This is a genomic window from Halpernia sp., assembly GCF_048269545.1.
In the GTDB taxonomy this organism is placed as follows: domain Bacteria; phylum Bacteroidota; class Bacteroidia; order Flavobacteriales; family Weeksellaceae; genus Halpernia.
In genome coordinates this window covers 1-14,794 of sequence record NZ_JBLXIJ010000008.1, presented here as the reverse complement: position 1 = coordinate 14,794, position 14,794 = coordinate 1, and the positions used below count along the sequence as shown (strand labels likewise).

The following is a 14,794-nucleotide window of genomic DNA, read 5'->3' as shown; positions in this document are numbered from 1 at the left end:
TAGTTGCAAAATTTTTAGAAAAAATTGCATCAAAATAGTTGAGAACTAATATTTAAATAAAACTGGGCGGACCGCGAAGGAAGAAATTAAATTGTGTAGAAACATTTTTCTCAGTACAAATTGTTTCTAAAATAGAATCTTTAAAACGAGAATTTGAAATAGAAAAATCAGTAGTTTCTGGTAAAAGAATGGGCGCAGAAGCAAAATGACAAGACAAACAATCATCATTATTGTTTATTGTACTTTTCTTGCTGATTTTTGAAGAAGAATTTTTAAAATAAAAATCTTTATAAAAGTAGCCGCCATTATGATGATGAAAATTGGCAGAAAATAAAAACGCAAAAAGATAAATGCTTGTGAAAAGCACCGATAATTTTGAATTAAATTTTCTATTTCTAATCATTTCTGCAAAGTTATGCAAAAATATAAAACTTAAATTTTAATAATATTAATTAATACGGAATTTCGTAAATTTGCACTGAAAAAATTATATATGACAGAAAGTGCGGTGAAAAAAATAGCAGTTTTTACTTCCGGCGGTGACGCACCTGGAATGAATGCAGCGCTTAGAGCCGTTGTAAGAACCGCAAATCATTTTAATGTAGAGTGTTTCGGCGTTTGGGAAGGTTATAATGGACTCATAAAAGGAGAATTTATTAAAATGGGACCTCGTTCCGTGAAAAATATAATTAACAAAGGCGGAACAATCTTAAAATCTGCTCGTTCTTTAGAATTCAAAACTAAAGAAGGAAGACAAAAAGCTTTCGAAAATTGCCAAAAAGCAGGAATTGACGGTTTGGTTTGTATTGGAGGTGATGGAACTTTTACCGGTGCAACAATTTTTAATGAAGAATTTGGGATCAAAACTATTGGAATTCCAGGAACAATTGATAATGATATTTTTGGTTCTGATAATACAATTGGTTATGACACGGCTTTGAATACAGCAATGGACGCAATTGATAAAATTCGAGATACTGCAACGTCTCATAATCGTGTGTTTTTTGTAGAAGTAATGGGACGTGACGCAGGTTTTATAGCTTTAAATAGTGGAATTGCAGCCGGAGCTTTAGATATTTTAATTCCAGAGAGAAAAGATAGTATTGATGATTTGTTCGACACATTTGATGCCGCTCAAAAAGCGGGGAAATCTTCCAGTATTGTGGTGGTTGCAGAATGTGAGAAATTAGGTAATATTTATGGTTTAGCAGAAGCTACCAAAAATAGATTTCCTGATTATGATATTCGAGTAGCAATTTTAGGTCACATTCAGCGCGGCGGATCACCTTCTTGTGCAGACCGAGTTTTGGCAAGTAGATTAGGTTACGGCGCAGTTGTAGGTTTAATGGAAGGACGAACGAATGTGATGGCTGGTTTACAAGCAAATAAATTAGTTTTTACACCATTTAGAGAAGCTATCAAAAAACATAATAATATTAATGAAGATTTATTAAGAATTTCAGAAATATTAGCAATATAAAATTAACTAAATATAATATTAAATTAAAAATTATGTCTAAAATTAAAGTAGGAATTAACGGCTTTGGTAGAATTGGAGGCTTAGTCTTCAGTGCAATGTCTGAAAGAGAAAATATCGAAGTTGTAGGTATCAATGATTTAATTGATGCAGAATATATGGCGTATATGTTAAAATATGATTCTGTACACGGAAGATTTCCAGGTGAAGTAAGAGTGGAAGGAAATGATTTAATTGTAAACGGAAACAGAATTAGAGTAACTTCAGAAAGAGATCCAAATAACTTAAAATGGAATGAAATTGGCGCAGATTATATAGTAGAATCTACTGGTTTATTTTTGACAAAAGATACGGCACAAGCACACCTAAACGCAGGTGCAAAAAAAGTTTTACTTTCTGCTCCATCAAAAGATGATGCTCCAATGTATGTAATGGGAGTAAATAATAAAGAATTAAAAGCTACAGATACTATTTTTTCTAATGCATCTTGTACAACCAATTGTTTAGCGCCTCTTGCAAAAGTTTTACATGATAATTTCGGAATTGAAGAAGGATTAATGACCACAGTTCACGCAACAACTGCAACACAAAGAACGGTAGATGGACCATCTCACAAAGATTGGAGAGGCGGAAGATCTGCTCTTTTAAATATTATTCCATCTTCTACAGGTGCAGCAAAAGCTGTAGGAAAAGTAATTCCTTCGCTAAATGGAAAATTAACCGGTATGTCTTTCAGAGTTCCAACAGCAGATGTTTCTGTAGTTGATTTAACTGCAAAATTAGAAAAACCAACGTCTTATGATGAAATTGCACAGGCAATGAAAGCTGCATCAGAAGGCGAATTAAAAGGAATTCTTGGTTACACAGAAGATCAAGTGGTTTCTCAAGATTTTATTGGCGACAAACACACTTCTACCTTTGATAAAGGCGCAGGAATTATGTTATCTCCAAAATTTGTAAAAGTAGTTTCTTGGTATGATAATGAAGCAGGATTTTCTAATAAATTAACTGATTTATTAGTTTATTCCGCAAGTTTATAAATACTCATTTGAATAAATTTGAACCTCTCAAAAACTTTGGGAGGTTTTTTTTATTATCTTTATTTTAAAAATAACAATACAGAAATGGAATTAATTTTACAAACTTTACTAGGATTACTCGCCTTTATTTGTCTATTGGGCGGTCTAAATCTTTTACTAAAAGGTTCAAAATCTTTTTTACCCGAAAGTTTATCCCCGCAACTTACTTTAGATAATCTCTTTAGGTTTTTAAGTGGAATTTATTTTGGATTAGGTTTTTTAATGGTGTGGTTAATTTTCCAAGTGAATAAACAAACTGATATTTTTTATTTCATTGGAATTGTAGTAGTGTTTTCTGGTTTAGGCAGATTATATTCAAGAACCAAAGTTGGTTCTGCAGGGAAATATATGGATGTTATTATGGTTTTTGAAATTCTTTTAGGAATCACAATTATTGCGATACAATATTTCAGATAGAGAAATCTTCAATAAGAAATTAATTATTTTCAGTTTTTTAATTTATTGAAGAAGTCATATTCTGCAAAGGATTTACCATAGAAATTCCTTCCTCATCTAATTTAGATTTCAGCTGAACATAAGCGGCACTTCTCACTTTTAGGAAATTTTCTCCGTTTTTCATCCAAAATCGAACTTCAAGATAGTAAACTCCTAAACTTTGTTTCACTACAATAATTTGGGTTTCATCAATTCTTTCAGCACCTTCAATTTTAGAAACTTCATCGTGCAGTAATTCTTTTACTTTGGTTAAATTTTCTGTATTTGGAATTTCAAAAGTGAGATAAATTTTACGATTCTCTGAAGCCGTCACATTTACAAATGGTGCAGTAAATATCAACTGATTCGGAATAAATATTTTTCTACCATCATCTGCCGTTACTTTTGTGGTAAGAAAGCCTATTTCTAAAACTGTCCCAGAAATTCCATCAATTGTAACATAATCTCCCACCTGAAATGCTTTATCAACTCCAACTAACATCCCGGAAAATACACTGGAAACTAAATCTTTTAGCGCAACGCCTGCAATAACTCCCGCAACTCCGAGACTACCCAAAAATTTATAAAGAAATCCATCTAGTCCCATTATTTCTAATGCAATAAAAGAACCGATCAGAATAAAAATAAATTTAAAAAATCCGACGAGAGAAGCAACTGTTTCTGCTTTTTTACTTTTCGGATAAATTTTGTGAACTAATTTTAAAGATAATTTACTCAAATACGAACTTGCAGCAAAAATAACCAAGAAAACTAAAATTCCCACCACTAATCTCGGTGTAAATTTCGCGAAACTTTCTACCCATTTGTTTATCGAAGCATAAACTGTATCAAAATAATTCATAAAAAAAATAATTAGTAGCAATATAAAAAAAGCTACAAACTATTAGTTTAAAGCTTTTTAAAATATTTTTATCTTTTAATAAATTCAAATTTAATTAATTTATAAAAGTGAATTTGTTTTATTTATGTCTCAATTTTTATGCCATAAAAATTATTTTTTAACTTAAATATAAAAGCAAAATTCCCAAAATAAAACCACCCAAAGTATAAATTAGCCCTCTTTTAAATGCTTTAGATTTCACATTAAACATCCAGAAACTTGAGACTACAAAAAAGAAAAGTGAAACGCCAAAGAAAATATTGAAAACTGATAACTTATTTTTTGATTGCGCTTTGTGCAATCCTGTCATTTTTTTTAAAATAAATGGCAACTCTTTTTTAGTGTATTTTACTTCGCCGGTATTGCTATTGTAAGAACCATTTTTAAATAAGACAACATTTCCATTAATTTTTAAAATCTCAAAGTTTTTTATTTTTAATTCTTTACCTAAATTTTTTTCGGATAAATTTTGGGCAATATTTTGTTCAATATTTTTTTCTTTTTTTAGAAAATCGGTGTCTCTGTAAATTAATAAAATTCCACTTACAGCATACATCGCCATAATTCCTGCCATAAAAAACCCTAAATAACGGTGCGTAATTCGCATAAAACTTTTAGTATCTTTTATTTTTGCCATAGTTTTAGTTTTAAAATTTAAAAAAGCGGCAACCAAAGTTGCCACTTAAAAACTTAATATTTATGAATTTAATGAATGAAATTTTAAAGTTTGTAAGTTAAAGTAAAATAAAAATTTCTAGGCGTAATTGGGTTTACAGAGTAACTTTCGTGTACATTGTAATTTATTACGTCAAATAAATTCCCCACTTTTCCCATAATGCTGAATTTTTTAAATTCATATCCAGCTGAAAGTGCAACTGTCGCATAATCTTTTACAGGAATTAATCTTGTTGCTTGATTTTGAGCAGCTAAAGAAGCTTTTGTATCATTATATCCTGCAATTCTATCTCCAATAAAATACACACTTGCTCCTGCTTTAAAACCTTTTAACTGATTTGTAAATGTGTAAAAAACGCTTGCATTTGCAGTAGTTGCAGGAGTTCTCACACTTCTTTGGTTTTCTACATATCCGAAATTTGCCGGTGTATCTTTATAAACTGAATGGTTGTAAGAAAATCCTGCAATGATGGATAAATTTTTAGAAGGATTTCCTGTAACATCCAATTCTACACCTTGGCTTTTTAATTTCCCCGCAAATTCTTTTATTGAAGAATCTGAATTGGGATTTCCTTGCGCATTAAATTCTGCGGTTTGATAATAATTTTGATTTATAATTTGATAAACTGTCACATTTAAAGCTACTGCATTATTCCAGAAATTTTTCTTTAAACCAATTTCATATTGATCAATTATAGAAGGTTTGAGTGAATTTAAATTGATATCACTTCCAGTATTTGCAGAAAAGGAATTGGTGTAAGTTCCGTAAAAACTTAAATTTTCATTCGGCATATAAACCGCTCCAAATTTTGGAGAAAATGCTCTATCAACTGTTCCTGCAGAATTTACAGTCTTATTTGTTGCAAAAGTTTTCTTTTCAGATTCTTTGTTCTCTATATAAGAATATCTTAAACCTGCTAAAATTTTAAATTTAGAAGTTAAATTCACAAAATCTTGTGCATAAACTCCAAATCTTTGTGTAGGAATTCTATTTCTATTTATTTTATTTGCCACAGGAATTGCTCCACTTGCCCAACTGGAAGGATCGTCCATATAAATTTTAGTATTTACTAAATTTCCATTTGTTCCGTAACTTGTAGGATTATCGTATCCATAAGTATCTGCTTGTAAAAAATCACCGTCTGTTCCAATTAAAATTTGGTGTTTTACTTTTCCAGTATTAAAATTTCCGTTAAAATTAAATTGTGCAGAAGTATAATTTTGTTCTTGATAATATCGATTTAAAGGACGTTCCAAAGATAATCTGTCATTACTATCGTAAGTCCAACGCAATCTTTCTGTGCTGTAATAATCTTTAATATAATTTTGATAAGCTAAAACTGCATTTAGAGTCCAATTATCATTAAACTGGTGATTCACAACAACATCAGTAGTAGTTTGTTGCACATTTTGATATTGCCAATTGGCTCCAACAAAATCACTTCTATCTAAAATATCATTAATTTTAAAAGTTCCGTCTTTATTTTTTATAGTTCCTAAACCGAAATCTGGAGTAAAATCATTTTTCAAATAATCTCCTTCAACAATTACTTGAGTATTTTCGCCAATATTAAAAACAAAAGAAGGATTAAAATAATATTTTTTATTTTTTACCACATCCCGAAAACTTTCTGAGGTTTCATAAGAACCATCTACACGAAATGCAATTGTTTTAGAAAGTGGACCATAAAAATCAACAGTTGGTTTATAAGAATTCCAACTTCCTGCATTAAAGGAAACACTTCCACCTTGCTCAAAACGCGGTTTTTTTGTTACTAAATTCACAATTCCTCCTGCCGCTGTATTTCCATAAAGCATCGCATTACTTCCTTTCAAAACTTCTACTCTTTCTAAACCAGAAACTTCTGGGAAAACACCGCTATTTACTCGGGTTCCATTTTTAAAAATATTATCACTTCCGAACGTAAAACCGCGCGCTCCAAAACTGTCTTGTGAACTTCCGCGAGAAGAAGTTACATACAACCCATTTACATTTTGTAACACATCGCTTAATTGTTTTGCTTGTTGTTGCTCAATAATTTCGTGGGTTACAATAGAAACTGCTTGTGGAGTTTCCATTATTGTCAATTGAGATTTTCCTGCTTGAAGTCTAGCTTTATTTGGATTTCCTGTTTTATGCAATTGTACATCTTCAATTTGCTGAATTTTTAGCGTGTCACTTACTAAATCCAATTTCATTTGTGCATTTGCAAGTCCGGAAAAAAGTAAAAGTCCGATGCAGATATAAGTTTGTTTCATGTGTTGTTTAGAATTGTTTTAAATAATGCCGCAAATTTATATCTTAAATTGATTTAACCAAAGCTTATTTAGAATAATTAAAAACAAATGAATTTATCAGAATTTAAATTATTGATTTTATGAAGTTTACGCAAATATGATTTAAATCATAAAATTGAAGATTAGATTATTTTATTGTGAAAAAAATATAAATATTCCAAAAAAATATAAAAAAGGAAGTATTTATTCTTGCAATTCTAACCAACGCAATTCCATTTCGTCTAAACTATCAGAAAGTTTTTGAATCTCTTCGGACGTTTTTGCAATCACATCATAATCAGTTTCATTATTTAAAGAATTGGCTAATTCTTCTCTTTTCTTTTCAAATTCTGGAATTTCTTTATTTAATTTATCTAATTCCGATTTTTCTTTAAAAGATAATTTCCTGCTTGTTTCTTCAGCTTTTGTTTGAATCTTCTCAGTTTTAGAAATAGAAATTTCATCTTTTTTAATTTCCTTTATATCGATTTTAACATCGGATATTTTTTCTTGTTTCTTTTCATATTCTCTGTATTCAGAAAAATTCCCAGTAAAATTTTTAATTTTTCCATTTCCCTCAAACGCTAAACAATGCTCTACAATTCGATCCATAAAATATCTATCGTGAGAAACAATAATTAAAGTTCCTTGAAATTGTTGTAAAAAGTTTTCTAAAACCGTTAAAGTTGGCAAATCCAAATCATTTGTGGGCTCATCAAAAATTAAAAAATTTGGGTTTTGATACAAAACGTACATTAAATGCAAACGTCGTTTTTCTCCACCAGAAAGTTTAGAAATTGGTGAATATTGCGTTTGATCATCAAATAAAAATAATCTTAAAAATTGCGAAGCAGAGATCGTTCTTCCATTTGCAATTGGGAAATTTTCAGAAATATCTTTAATAAAATCTATAACTCTTTGATCTTCTTTATACTTCAAACCTTTTTGAGAAAAATAGCCAAATTTTATAGTTTCACCAGTTTCAATTTTCCCAGAATCGAAGGATTCTAAACCTTGAATAATATTTAATAAAGTTGATTTTCCTGCTCCATTTTTACCAATAATTCCAACTTTTTCACCTCGCTGAAATTGATAAGAAAAATCTTTAAGTAAAACTTTACCTCCAAAACTTTTAGAAATTTTATGTAATTCTAAAATCTTTTTTCCCAAACGTTTCATTTCAAATTCGAGTTCCAAACTTTGTTTTCGAGTATCCATTTTAGCGACTTTCTCTGTTTCATAAAAGTCTTCTTGTCTGCTTTTAGATTTTGTAGTTCTTGCTTTTGGCTGTCTTCGCATCCATTCCAATTCCTTTCGGTAAAGATTATTTGCTTTATCAATTGTAGAATTCAGATTGTCTTCCCGAATCATTTTATTTTCTAAATAAGTTGCATAAGAACCGTGGTGAAAATATAAATTATGGTCTTCAATTTCCCAAATAATATCACAAACTGCATCTAAAAAATAGCGATCGTGAGTTACTAAAAGTAGCGTAACTCTTGCTTTTCCAAGATAATTTTCCAACCATTCAACCATATCTACATCGAGATGATTGGTTGGTTCGTCCATTATCAAAAGTGTGTGTTTGTGTTCCGCTCTGGTTTCTACCAAAAGTTTTGCGAGAGCAACACGTTTTATTTGCCCACCGGAAAGCGTGCGCATTTTTGCTTCTAAATCTGTGATTTTTAACTGTGAAAGAATATTTGCCATTTCATTTTCCAAATCCCAAGCTTTGTGAATTTCCATTTCAGCCAAAGCTTTTTCCATATCATCTGGATTTTCAGAATGCAAAGCGGCGTGGTAATTTTTTAAAGCCATGATTGGCGCAGAACTTAAAGTCATCATAAATTCTTCGATGGAAAGTTCTCCTTCAAAATCAATTTCTTGATCAAACAAAACCACTTGAATGTCTTTGTTTATAATCACATTTCCACTATCTGCAATTTCTTTTCCCATTAAAATTTTAAGAAGCGTCGATTTCCCTGTTCCGTTTTTTGCAACAATGGCAATTTTATCACCTTCATTCACGTTGAAAGTAATATTTTTAAATAAGGTTTTTACACCGTAAGATTTTGTGAGATTTTCTGCCGTAACGTAATTCATAAAAAAAGAAATCGAAAGTTGATTATTTCAAGCGGCAAAAATACGAAATATATAAGCGGCAATTTGATTTTAAAAAAGTGACATTTTAGCATCGAAAATAATTATATTTGAAGATGAACTTTCGCACAGAATTAATTTTAAACGCAGATGAAGTACCTCCTAATTGGAATTCTCTAGTGGCGAAAAATAACATTCTGTTATCTTACGAATTTTTAAAAGCCTTACAAGAAAGCCAGCCAAAAAATATGCAGAATTATTTTGCGGCATTTTATATTGAAAATGAATTAATTGGCGGTGCACTTTTGCAGTATTTAGATTTTAGAAAACACTCTATTTTTAGAGAATCTTCAACTTTAAATCTTAATAATTTATCAATGAAAATATTTGCTTCTAAAATATTAATTGTCGGGAATAATTTAGTGACCGGGCAAAATGGATTTTACTTTAATTTAGATTTAATTTCAAAAACTGAAGCCATTAAATTGCTTGAATGTTCCACAAATCTTGTTCAGCAAAAAATTAAAAAAGCGAGTCTGATTTTATTTAAAGATTACGAAAAAACACTTTCAAAAATTATAAAAAATAAATTACCAAAAGTCTTTCACTCCTTTTCTGTGCAACCAAATATGATTTTAGAATTACAATCAAACTGGAAAAATTTTGAAGATTATTTAGAAAGTTTTAGTACAAAATACAGAACGAGAGCGAAATCTGCAGAAAAAAAATTAGGTGAAATTCTGAAAAAAGAATTGACTTTAGACGATATTAAAAAGCATTCAAAAACTTTACATCAACTCTATTTACAAGTAGCAAATGAAGCAGATTTCAATACATTTCTACTGCCTATAAATCATTTTTTTACTTTAAAAAAATATTTAAAAGATGATTTTAAAATATTTGCCTATTTTGAAAACAATGAAATCATTTGTTTCTACACACTTTTTATTAACTATGAAGATATCGACACTTACTTTTTAGGTTATGATAAGAAACTTCAGAAATCAAAACAACTTTATCTCAATATGCTTCTAGATATGGTGAATTTTGGAATTTCAAATCAGAAGAAAAGTATTATTTTTGGAAGAACTGCATTGGAAATAAAATCTACAATCGGTGCAAAACCACAAGAAATTTTTGGGATTGTAAAACATCAGAATTCACTTTTAAATTTAATTTTAAAGAATTTAATTCCTAATTTAAACCCTTCAAAACCTTGGATTGCGAGAAATCCGTTTAAGAAAATTTAATCCAAAGTCAAATGTTTCAAACTCCAAAGTCCGCCGTTGTAAACATTAAGATCCACTTTAGAATTGATTCCATAAACAATTCCTTTTTCAGAAAATTGCCAAAAACTCCAATTATCTTCCGGATTTGGTGTCGGAACATCGTTATAATTAGCCAACCAAAGTGGATAATCTTTAAAATCATCTGCTAAAAAATCTTTGTAAAAATAATAATAGGTATAAATAATAGGTTTTACTCCATACTTTTCTTCTACTATTTTACACCAAACTTTTAAATCTTCCTTCAGTTTTTCGTTGGTTTTTCGACGTGGAATTTTCTCAATATCCAAAACTGGCGGCAAATCTCCACTTTCCAATTTTACATTTTCCAGAAAATTATTGGCTTGTTTTACAGGATCTTCATCTGCACGATAAAAATGATACGCACCACGAATTAATTTATTTTGTTTGGAAATTTCCCAAAATTCTTTAAAATGTTTATCGGCATTTCTATTTCCCATTGTTGCGCGCAAAAGTACAAATTGTAGCGGAATACTTCGGTTTCCAATTGTTAAGCTATCCCATAAAATATCTTCTTTTCTTTGGTAATGTGAGATATCAAAACCAAACACTTTATCTGTATTATCACCAATTATTTTAGTAATTCTATTGGTTTCAAACTCATTATTTTTAAGTTTTTTATGATCAAATTTATTGAAATAAAGTGCGTAATAAAATCCAATTTTTTCCTTTAAATAATAACCAGTTCCCAAAAGAATAAAGGCAAAAATCACCAATAATATTTCCCGACGGAAAAAATAATTTCTTCTTCGTTTTTTGTGGATTTTTCGTTTCGTTTTTCTTTGGTAATTTTTCTTGGTCATTCCGATTGCAAAACTAAACTTTTGGAGTGAATTTTTAAAAAATAAATTAATTTATGAAACCATTTGTCACAATTTTATTTTAGGCATTAATTTTGACTTTTTACTTTTAATTAAAAATTTCGAAACATGACAAATCCGCTTTTAGAAAAATTTCATACAACACACGAAACAGCACCTTTTAACGAAATTACAGAACAAGATTTTGTTCCGGCTTTTAAAAAGCTAATTGACGAAAGTTTAGCAGAAATTGAAGAAATAGTTTCAAATTCTAATAAACCGAATTTTGAAAATATAATTGAAACTTTGGCTTTTTCAGGTGAACAATTAGACCGGGTTTCAAACATTTTTTTTAATTTAAATTCTGCCGAAACCAACGATGAAATTCAGAAAATAGCGCAGGAAATTTCGCCACTTTTAACGGAATATTCTTCAAAAATTTCACAAAATGAAAAACTTTTTAGCAAAATAAAAGAAGTTTACAAGCAAAAAAATGAAGAATTAAACGGCGAGCAAAAAATGCTTTTAGAAGAAACTTACAAAGGTTTTGTGCGAAGTGGCGCAGATTTGAACGAAGAGGACAAGAAAAAATTAGAAAAAATAAATATTGAATTGTCTTCCAAAACCTTAAAATTTGGTGAAAATGTTCTAGCTTCTACTAATCAATATTTTAAACACATTTGGAATGTTGCGGAATTAGAAGGAATTCCCGCAAGTATTTTAGAGCAATATGCGAAAGAAGCGAAAGACAGAGATTTTGATGGTTATGTGATTACATTACAATATCCAAGTTATATTCCTGCAATGACTTACGCCCAAAACAGAGAATTGCGAAAAGAACTTTTTTTAGCAAATGGCAAAAAATCTTTTGATAAAGGAGAATTTGATAATCAAGATTTAATTAAAGATATTTTAAAACTAAAGCAGCAAAAAGCAAAACTTCTCGGCTACAAATCTTACGCAGATTATGTTTTGGAAGAAAGAATGGCAAAATCACCTGAAAAAGTTTTGGCTTTTTTAGATGAACTTTTAACCAAAGCAAAACCGTACGCAGAAAAGGAAATTGAAGAATTAAAAAATTTAGCCGAAAAAGATGGAATTAATGATTTGCAATCTTATGACCATTCTTTTTATGCGGAAAAACTTCGCAAAGAAAAATATGATTTGAATGATGAAGAACTAAAACCATATTTTCAATTAGAAAATGTGCAAGCTGCTGTTTTTAATTTAGCAGAAAAATTATTTGGTTTAACTTTCAAAGAAGTGACAGATGTTCAAAAATATAATCCTGAAGTAAAAACTTATGAAGTTCTAGAAAATGGAGAATTTAAAGCCATTTTGTACGCTGATTATTTCCCAAGAAAAGGAAAAAGAGCCGGAGCTTGGATGACGAGTTATAGAAGTCAATATCAAAAAAATGGTAAAAATATTCGTCCGCACATTTCTGTGGTTTGTAATTTTTCTAAACCAAGTTCAGAAACACCAAGTTTATTAACTTTTAATGAAGTTACGACTCTATTTCACGAGTTCGGACATGCAATTCATGGCATTTTAGCCAATACAATTTATCCCAATTTATCTGGAACTTCTGTGAAATGGGATTTTGTGGAATTACCTTCACAATTTTTAGAAAATTTTTGCTATGAACCAGAATTTCTAAAAACTTTTGCCAAACATTACAAAACAGGCGAAGTTTTATCTGATGAAAAAATCGAGAAAATTTCCCAATCTAAAAACTTTATGGAAGGTTATCAAACGATGCGTCAATTGGGTTTTGGAAAACTCGATATGGCTTATCACAAAACTTTGGAACCGATTGAAGATGTGAAAGCTTTTGAAGATTTACAAACCAAAGAAACTCAACTTTATGCTATAAGCAGAGAAACTGCTATGAGTCCGAGTTTTTCTCATATTTTCCAAGGTGGTTATTCTGCAGGTTATTATTCTTATAAATGGGCGGAAGTTTTGGATGCAGATGCTTTTCAATATTTTAAAGAAAATGGTTTGTTTAATAAAGAAATTGCGGCAAGGTATAAAATTTTATTGTCTTCTGGAGGAACGAAAGATCCGATGGAATTGTATAAAAATTTCCGTGGAAGTGAGCCGAAAGTTGAAAGTTTGTTGAAACGAGCGTTTGGATAAGTTCAGTTTCTAGGTTTTAGGTTTTAGAATCTAGGTTTTAGGAAGTTAAAAAAAATAAAACTTCTAAACTAGCCCCGATTGCAGTGGAAATCCTTACATTTTTTAAAAGAAAATGTAAGATTGTAATGGAAAGCGGGTAGAAAGTGAAATAAATGAAAAACGTCTTGCTTCTAAATCTTAATTCTCCTAGCTTTTGCGAGCATCGGAATAGAAATTAATCCCATTACAGCCATAATTACCAATTGCATTGTGTGGGAAATAAAAGCGTAAGAAAGTCCGACTTCACCACCAATTTCTGGGTTTTTACCCATTGAAAAATAAAGCGCCATAATACCAATTTTTAATGCAAAATGAAATGCGCCAATTCCTCCAGAAGCTGGAACCATCATTCCCAAAGTTCCAACAACAATAATGAAAAAACCGTCTGCGAAAGTAAAATTTGAAGTTTCTGGAAGTGCAAAACACACCAAATAAGCCGCAAAATAATAGGAAATCCAGATGGCAAGTGAAAGTAAAATAAACTTAAATTTTTGCTTTAAATGAAAAATGGTTTTCAAACCTTCTAAAATTCCATCAATAAATTGAAATATTTTTTTTAAAAATGAAATTTTTGCAAGTCTTTTTTTAAAAATAAAAAATAATATTATTGCGATTATTAAAAGGGAAAATATAATAATTATTTTATCGGGATTTACTTTGATATCTGCATATTTATAAAAAGAATATATGGCTTTAAATTTAAAAATTAATGTCAAACCTAAAAATAAAAGCATACAAAGAAAATCTACAACTCGTTCTAAAATAATAGTTCCAAAAGATTTATCTACTGGAACTTTTTCTACTCCATAAAGAGCAGTGGATCTTGCAACTTCACCACTTCTGGGAATAGTGAGATTCATTAAATAACCAAAAGAAATTGTCCAAAGTGAATTTGAATTCGAAATTTTATAACCCATCGGTTCTAGTAATAAATTCCACCGAATTGCACGAAACCAATATGCCGTTAAACCAAAAATCATCGCCGCAAAAACCCAAAAATAATTAGCGTTTTCTAAAGATTTTAAAATTTTATTAAATTCTAGTCCGCGAAAAGCAAGCCACATAAAAACGGCAGCAATTGCAAGTGAAATGAGAATTGTTAGAAAAGTTTTTAGTGGGTTTTTCTTTTTATTATCTTCCATTAATTAATTTAAGAGATTGGTATTTTCATCTGGAAAAATTATTTTAGGTTGAAAAATTTTGGCTTCTTCGGGCGTCATTTGCGCATAGGAAATTATAATAATTATATCGCCTTTTTGCACTTTTCTCGCAGCGGGACCGTTTAAACAAATTTCACCGGATTTTCTTTTACCTTTTATAGCATAAGTATCGAAACGTTCTCCATTATTTACATTTACAATATAAACACGTTCTCCTACTAAAATTCCTGATGCCTCCAAAAGATCTTCATCAATTGTTATACTTCCTATATAATTTAAGTCTGATTGTGTAACTTTTACACGATGAATTTTAGATTTAAATATTTCTATTAACATACTGCAAATTTATATAAATTAGTTTATTTGATAAGGAAAGAAAATAGAAATAAGCCTAAAAAAGAT

13 protein-coding genes are annotated in these 14,794 nt (G+C 29.9%); 5 read left to right on the top strand and 8 right to left on the bottom strand.

The window, feature by feature from the left end; all coding sequences use genetic code 11:
- Positions 1-52 precede the first annotated feature (52 nt).
- Positions 53-403, bottom strand: coding sequence for a hypothetical protein (locus ACN0WB_RS09625; protein ID WP_417431209.1), 351 nt, complete (start codon positions 401-403; stop codon positions 53-55).
- Between the two features lie 90 nt (positions 404-493).
- Here ACN0WB_RS09625 and pfkA point away from each other — a divergent pair, with 90 nt between their 5' ends.
- The 3 genes from pfkA to ACN0WB_RS09610 all read left to right on the top strand — a co-directional run bounded on the left by pfkA (position 494) and on the right by ACN0WB_RS09610 (position 2,973).
- Positions 494-1,480 (top strand): 6-phosphofructokinase, encoded by a 987-nt coding sequence (gene pfkA / locus ACN0WB_RS09620; RefSeq protein WP_417431207.1) that lies wholly within the window; start codon positions 494-496, stop codon positions 1,478-1,480.
- A gap of 32 nt (positions 1,481-1,512) precedes the next feature.
- Entirely contained in the window at positions 1,513-2,517 is a 1,005-nt protein-coding gene (gap, locus tag ACN0WB_RS09615) for a type I glyceraldehyde-3-phosphate dehydrogenase (RefSeq protein ID WP_417431205.1), read from the top strand.
- Between the two features lie 84 nt (positions 2,518-2,601).
- Positions 2,602-2,973, top strand: coding sequence for a DUF4345 domain-containing protein (locus ACN0WB_RS09610; RefSeq protein ID WP_417431203.1), 372 nt, complete (start codon positions 2,602-2,604; stop codon positions 2,971-2,973).
- Between the two features lie 37 nt (positions 2,974-3,010).
- Here the strand turns inward: ACN0WB_RS09610 and ACN0WB_RS09605 are convergent, their stop codons facing one another.
- The 4 genes from ACN0WB_RS09605 to ACN0WB_RS09590 form a co-directional block, all read right to left on the bottom strand.
- On the bottom strand, positions 3,011-3,853 hold the full coding sequence (locus ACN0WB_RS09605) for a mechanosensitive ion channel family protein (RefSeq protein WP_417431201.1): 843 nt from the start codon (positions 3,851-3,853) through the stop codon (positions 3,011-3,013).
- A gap of 157 nt (positions 3,854-4,010) precedes the next feature.
- Positions 4,011-4,529 (bottom strand): hypothetical protein, encoded by a 519-nt coding sequence (locus ACN0WB_RS09600; protein WP_417431199.1) that lies wholly within the window; start codon positions 4,527-4,529, stop codon positions 4,011-4,013.
- Positions 4,530-4,612: 83 nt separating this feature from the next.
- A complete protein-coding gene (locus ACN0WB_RS09595; protein WP_417431197.1) occupies positions 4,613-6,826 on the bottom strand; it encodes a TonB-dependent siderophore receptor in 2,214 nt (737 codons plus the stop codon).
- Positions 6,827-7,048: 222 nt separating this feature from the next.
- The gene (locus ACN0WB_RS09590) at positions 7,049-8,947 is read right to left on the bottom strand and encodes an ABC-F family ATP-binding cassette domain-containing protein (protein WP_417431195.1); all 1,899 of its coding nucleotides are present in this window, start codon (positions 8,945-8,947) and stop codon (positions 7,049-7,051) included.
- Positions 8,948-9,060: 113 nt separating this feature from the next.
- Here ACN0WB_RS09590 and ACN0WB_RS09585 point away from each other — a divergent pair, with 113 nt between their 5' ends.
- Positions 9,061-10,194, top strand: coding sequence for a hypothetical protein (locus ACN0WB_RS09585; protein ID WP_417431193.1), 1,134 nt, complete (start codon positions 9,061-9,063; stop codon positions 10,192-10,194).
- On the opposite strand, the gene ACN0WB_RS09580 is transcribed toward ACN0WB_RS09585, so the two are convergent.
- Complete coding sequence (locus ACN0WB_RS09580) at positions 10,191-11,054, bottom strand: glycoside hydrolase family 25 protein (protein WP_417431192.1); 864 nt, start codon at positions 11,052-11,054, stop codon at positions 10,191-10,193. The two genes, ACN0WB_RS09585 and ACN0WB_RS09580, sit on opposite strands and share 4 nt — an antisense overlap.
- A gap of 126 nt (positions 11,055-11,180) precedes the next feature.
- Between ACN0WB_RS09580 and ACN0WB_RS09575 the strand changes: the two genes are divergently transcribed.
- On the top strand, positions 11,181-13,193 hold the full coding sequence (locus ACN0WB_RS09575) for a M3 family metallopeptidase (protein WP_417431190.1): 2,013 nt from the start codon (positions 11,181-11,183) through the stop codon (positions 13,191-13,193).
- A gap of 170 nt (positions 13,194-13,363) precedes the next feature.
- Here the strand turns inward: ACN0WB_RS09575 and ACN0WB_RS09570 are convergent, their stop codons facing one another.
- Together ACN0WB_RS09570 and panD are read right to left on the bottom strand one after the other, a co-directional pair.
- Positions 13,364-14,374, bottom strand: coding sequence for a lysylphosphatidylglycerol synthase transmembrane domain-containing protein (locus ACN0WB_RS09570; RefSeq protein ID WP_417431189.1), 1,011 nt, complete (start codon positions 14,372-14,374; stop codon positions 13,364-13,366).
- A 3-nt stretch (positions 14,375-14,377) separates the two neighbouring features.
- Positions 14,378-14,728, bottom strand: a complete 351-nt coding sequence (gene panD / locus ACN0WB_RS09565; protein WP_417431187.1) for an aspartate 1-decarboxylase — start codon at positions 14,726-14,728, stop codon at positions 14,378-14,380.
- Positions 14,729-14,794 lie beyond the last annotated feature (66 nt).

Bases quoted from the DNA above. Each gene is read 5' to 3' on its own strand.
- ACN0WB_RS09580 (WP_417431192.1), bottom strand. From the start codon at position 11,054: ATGACCAAGAAAAATTACCAAAGAAAAACGAAACGAAAAATCCACAAA.
- pfkA (WP_417431207.1), top strand. From the start codon at position 494: ATGACAGAAAGTGCGGTGAAAAAAATAGCAGTTTTTACTTCCGGCGGT.
- ACN0WB_RS09600 (WP_417431199.1), bottom strand. From the start codon at position 4,529: ATGGCAAAAATAAAAGATACTAAAAGTTTTATGCGAATTACGCACCGT.
- ACN0WB_RS09595 (WP_417431197.1), bottom strand. From the start codon at position 6,826: ATGAAACAAACTTATATCTGCATCGGACTTTTACTTTTTTCCGGACTT.
- ACN0WB_RS09625 (WP_417431209.1), bottom strand. From the start codon at position 403: ATGATTAGAAATAGAAAATTTAATTCAAAATTATCGGTGCTTTTCACA.
- gap (WP_417431205.1), top strand. From the start codon at position 1,513: ATGTCTAAAATTAAAGTAGGAATTAACGGCTTTGGTAGAATTGGAGGC.
- ACN0WB_RS09570 (WP_417431189.1), bottom strand. From the start codon at position 14,374: ATGGAAGATAATAAAAAGAAAAACCCACTAAAAACTTTTCTAACAATT.
- ACN0WB_RS09605 (WP_417431201.1), bottom strand. From the start codon at position 3,853: ATGAATTATTTTGATACAGTTTATGCTTCGATAAACAAATGGGTAGAA.
- panD (WP_417431187.1), bottom strand. From the start codon at position 14,728: ATGTTAATAGAAATATTTAAATCTAAAATTCATCGTGTAAAAGTTACA.
- ACN0WB_RS09610 (WP_417431203.1), top strand. From the start codon at position 2,602: ATGGAATTAATTTTACAAACTTTACTAGGATTACTCGCCTTTATTTGT.
- ACN0WB_RS09590 (WP_417431195.1), bottom strand. From the start codon at position 8,947: ATGAATTACGTTACGGCAGAAAATCTCACAAAATCTTACGGTGTAAAA.
- ACN0WB_RS09585 (WP_417431193.1), top strand. From the start codon at position 9,061: ATGAACTTTCGCACAGAATTAATTTTAAACGCAGATGAAGTACCTCCT.
- ACN0WB_RS09575 (WP_417431190.1), top strand. From the start codon at position 11,181: ATGACAAATCCGCTTTTAGAAAAATTTCATACAACACACGAAACAGCA.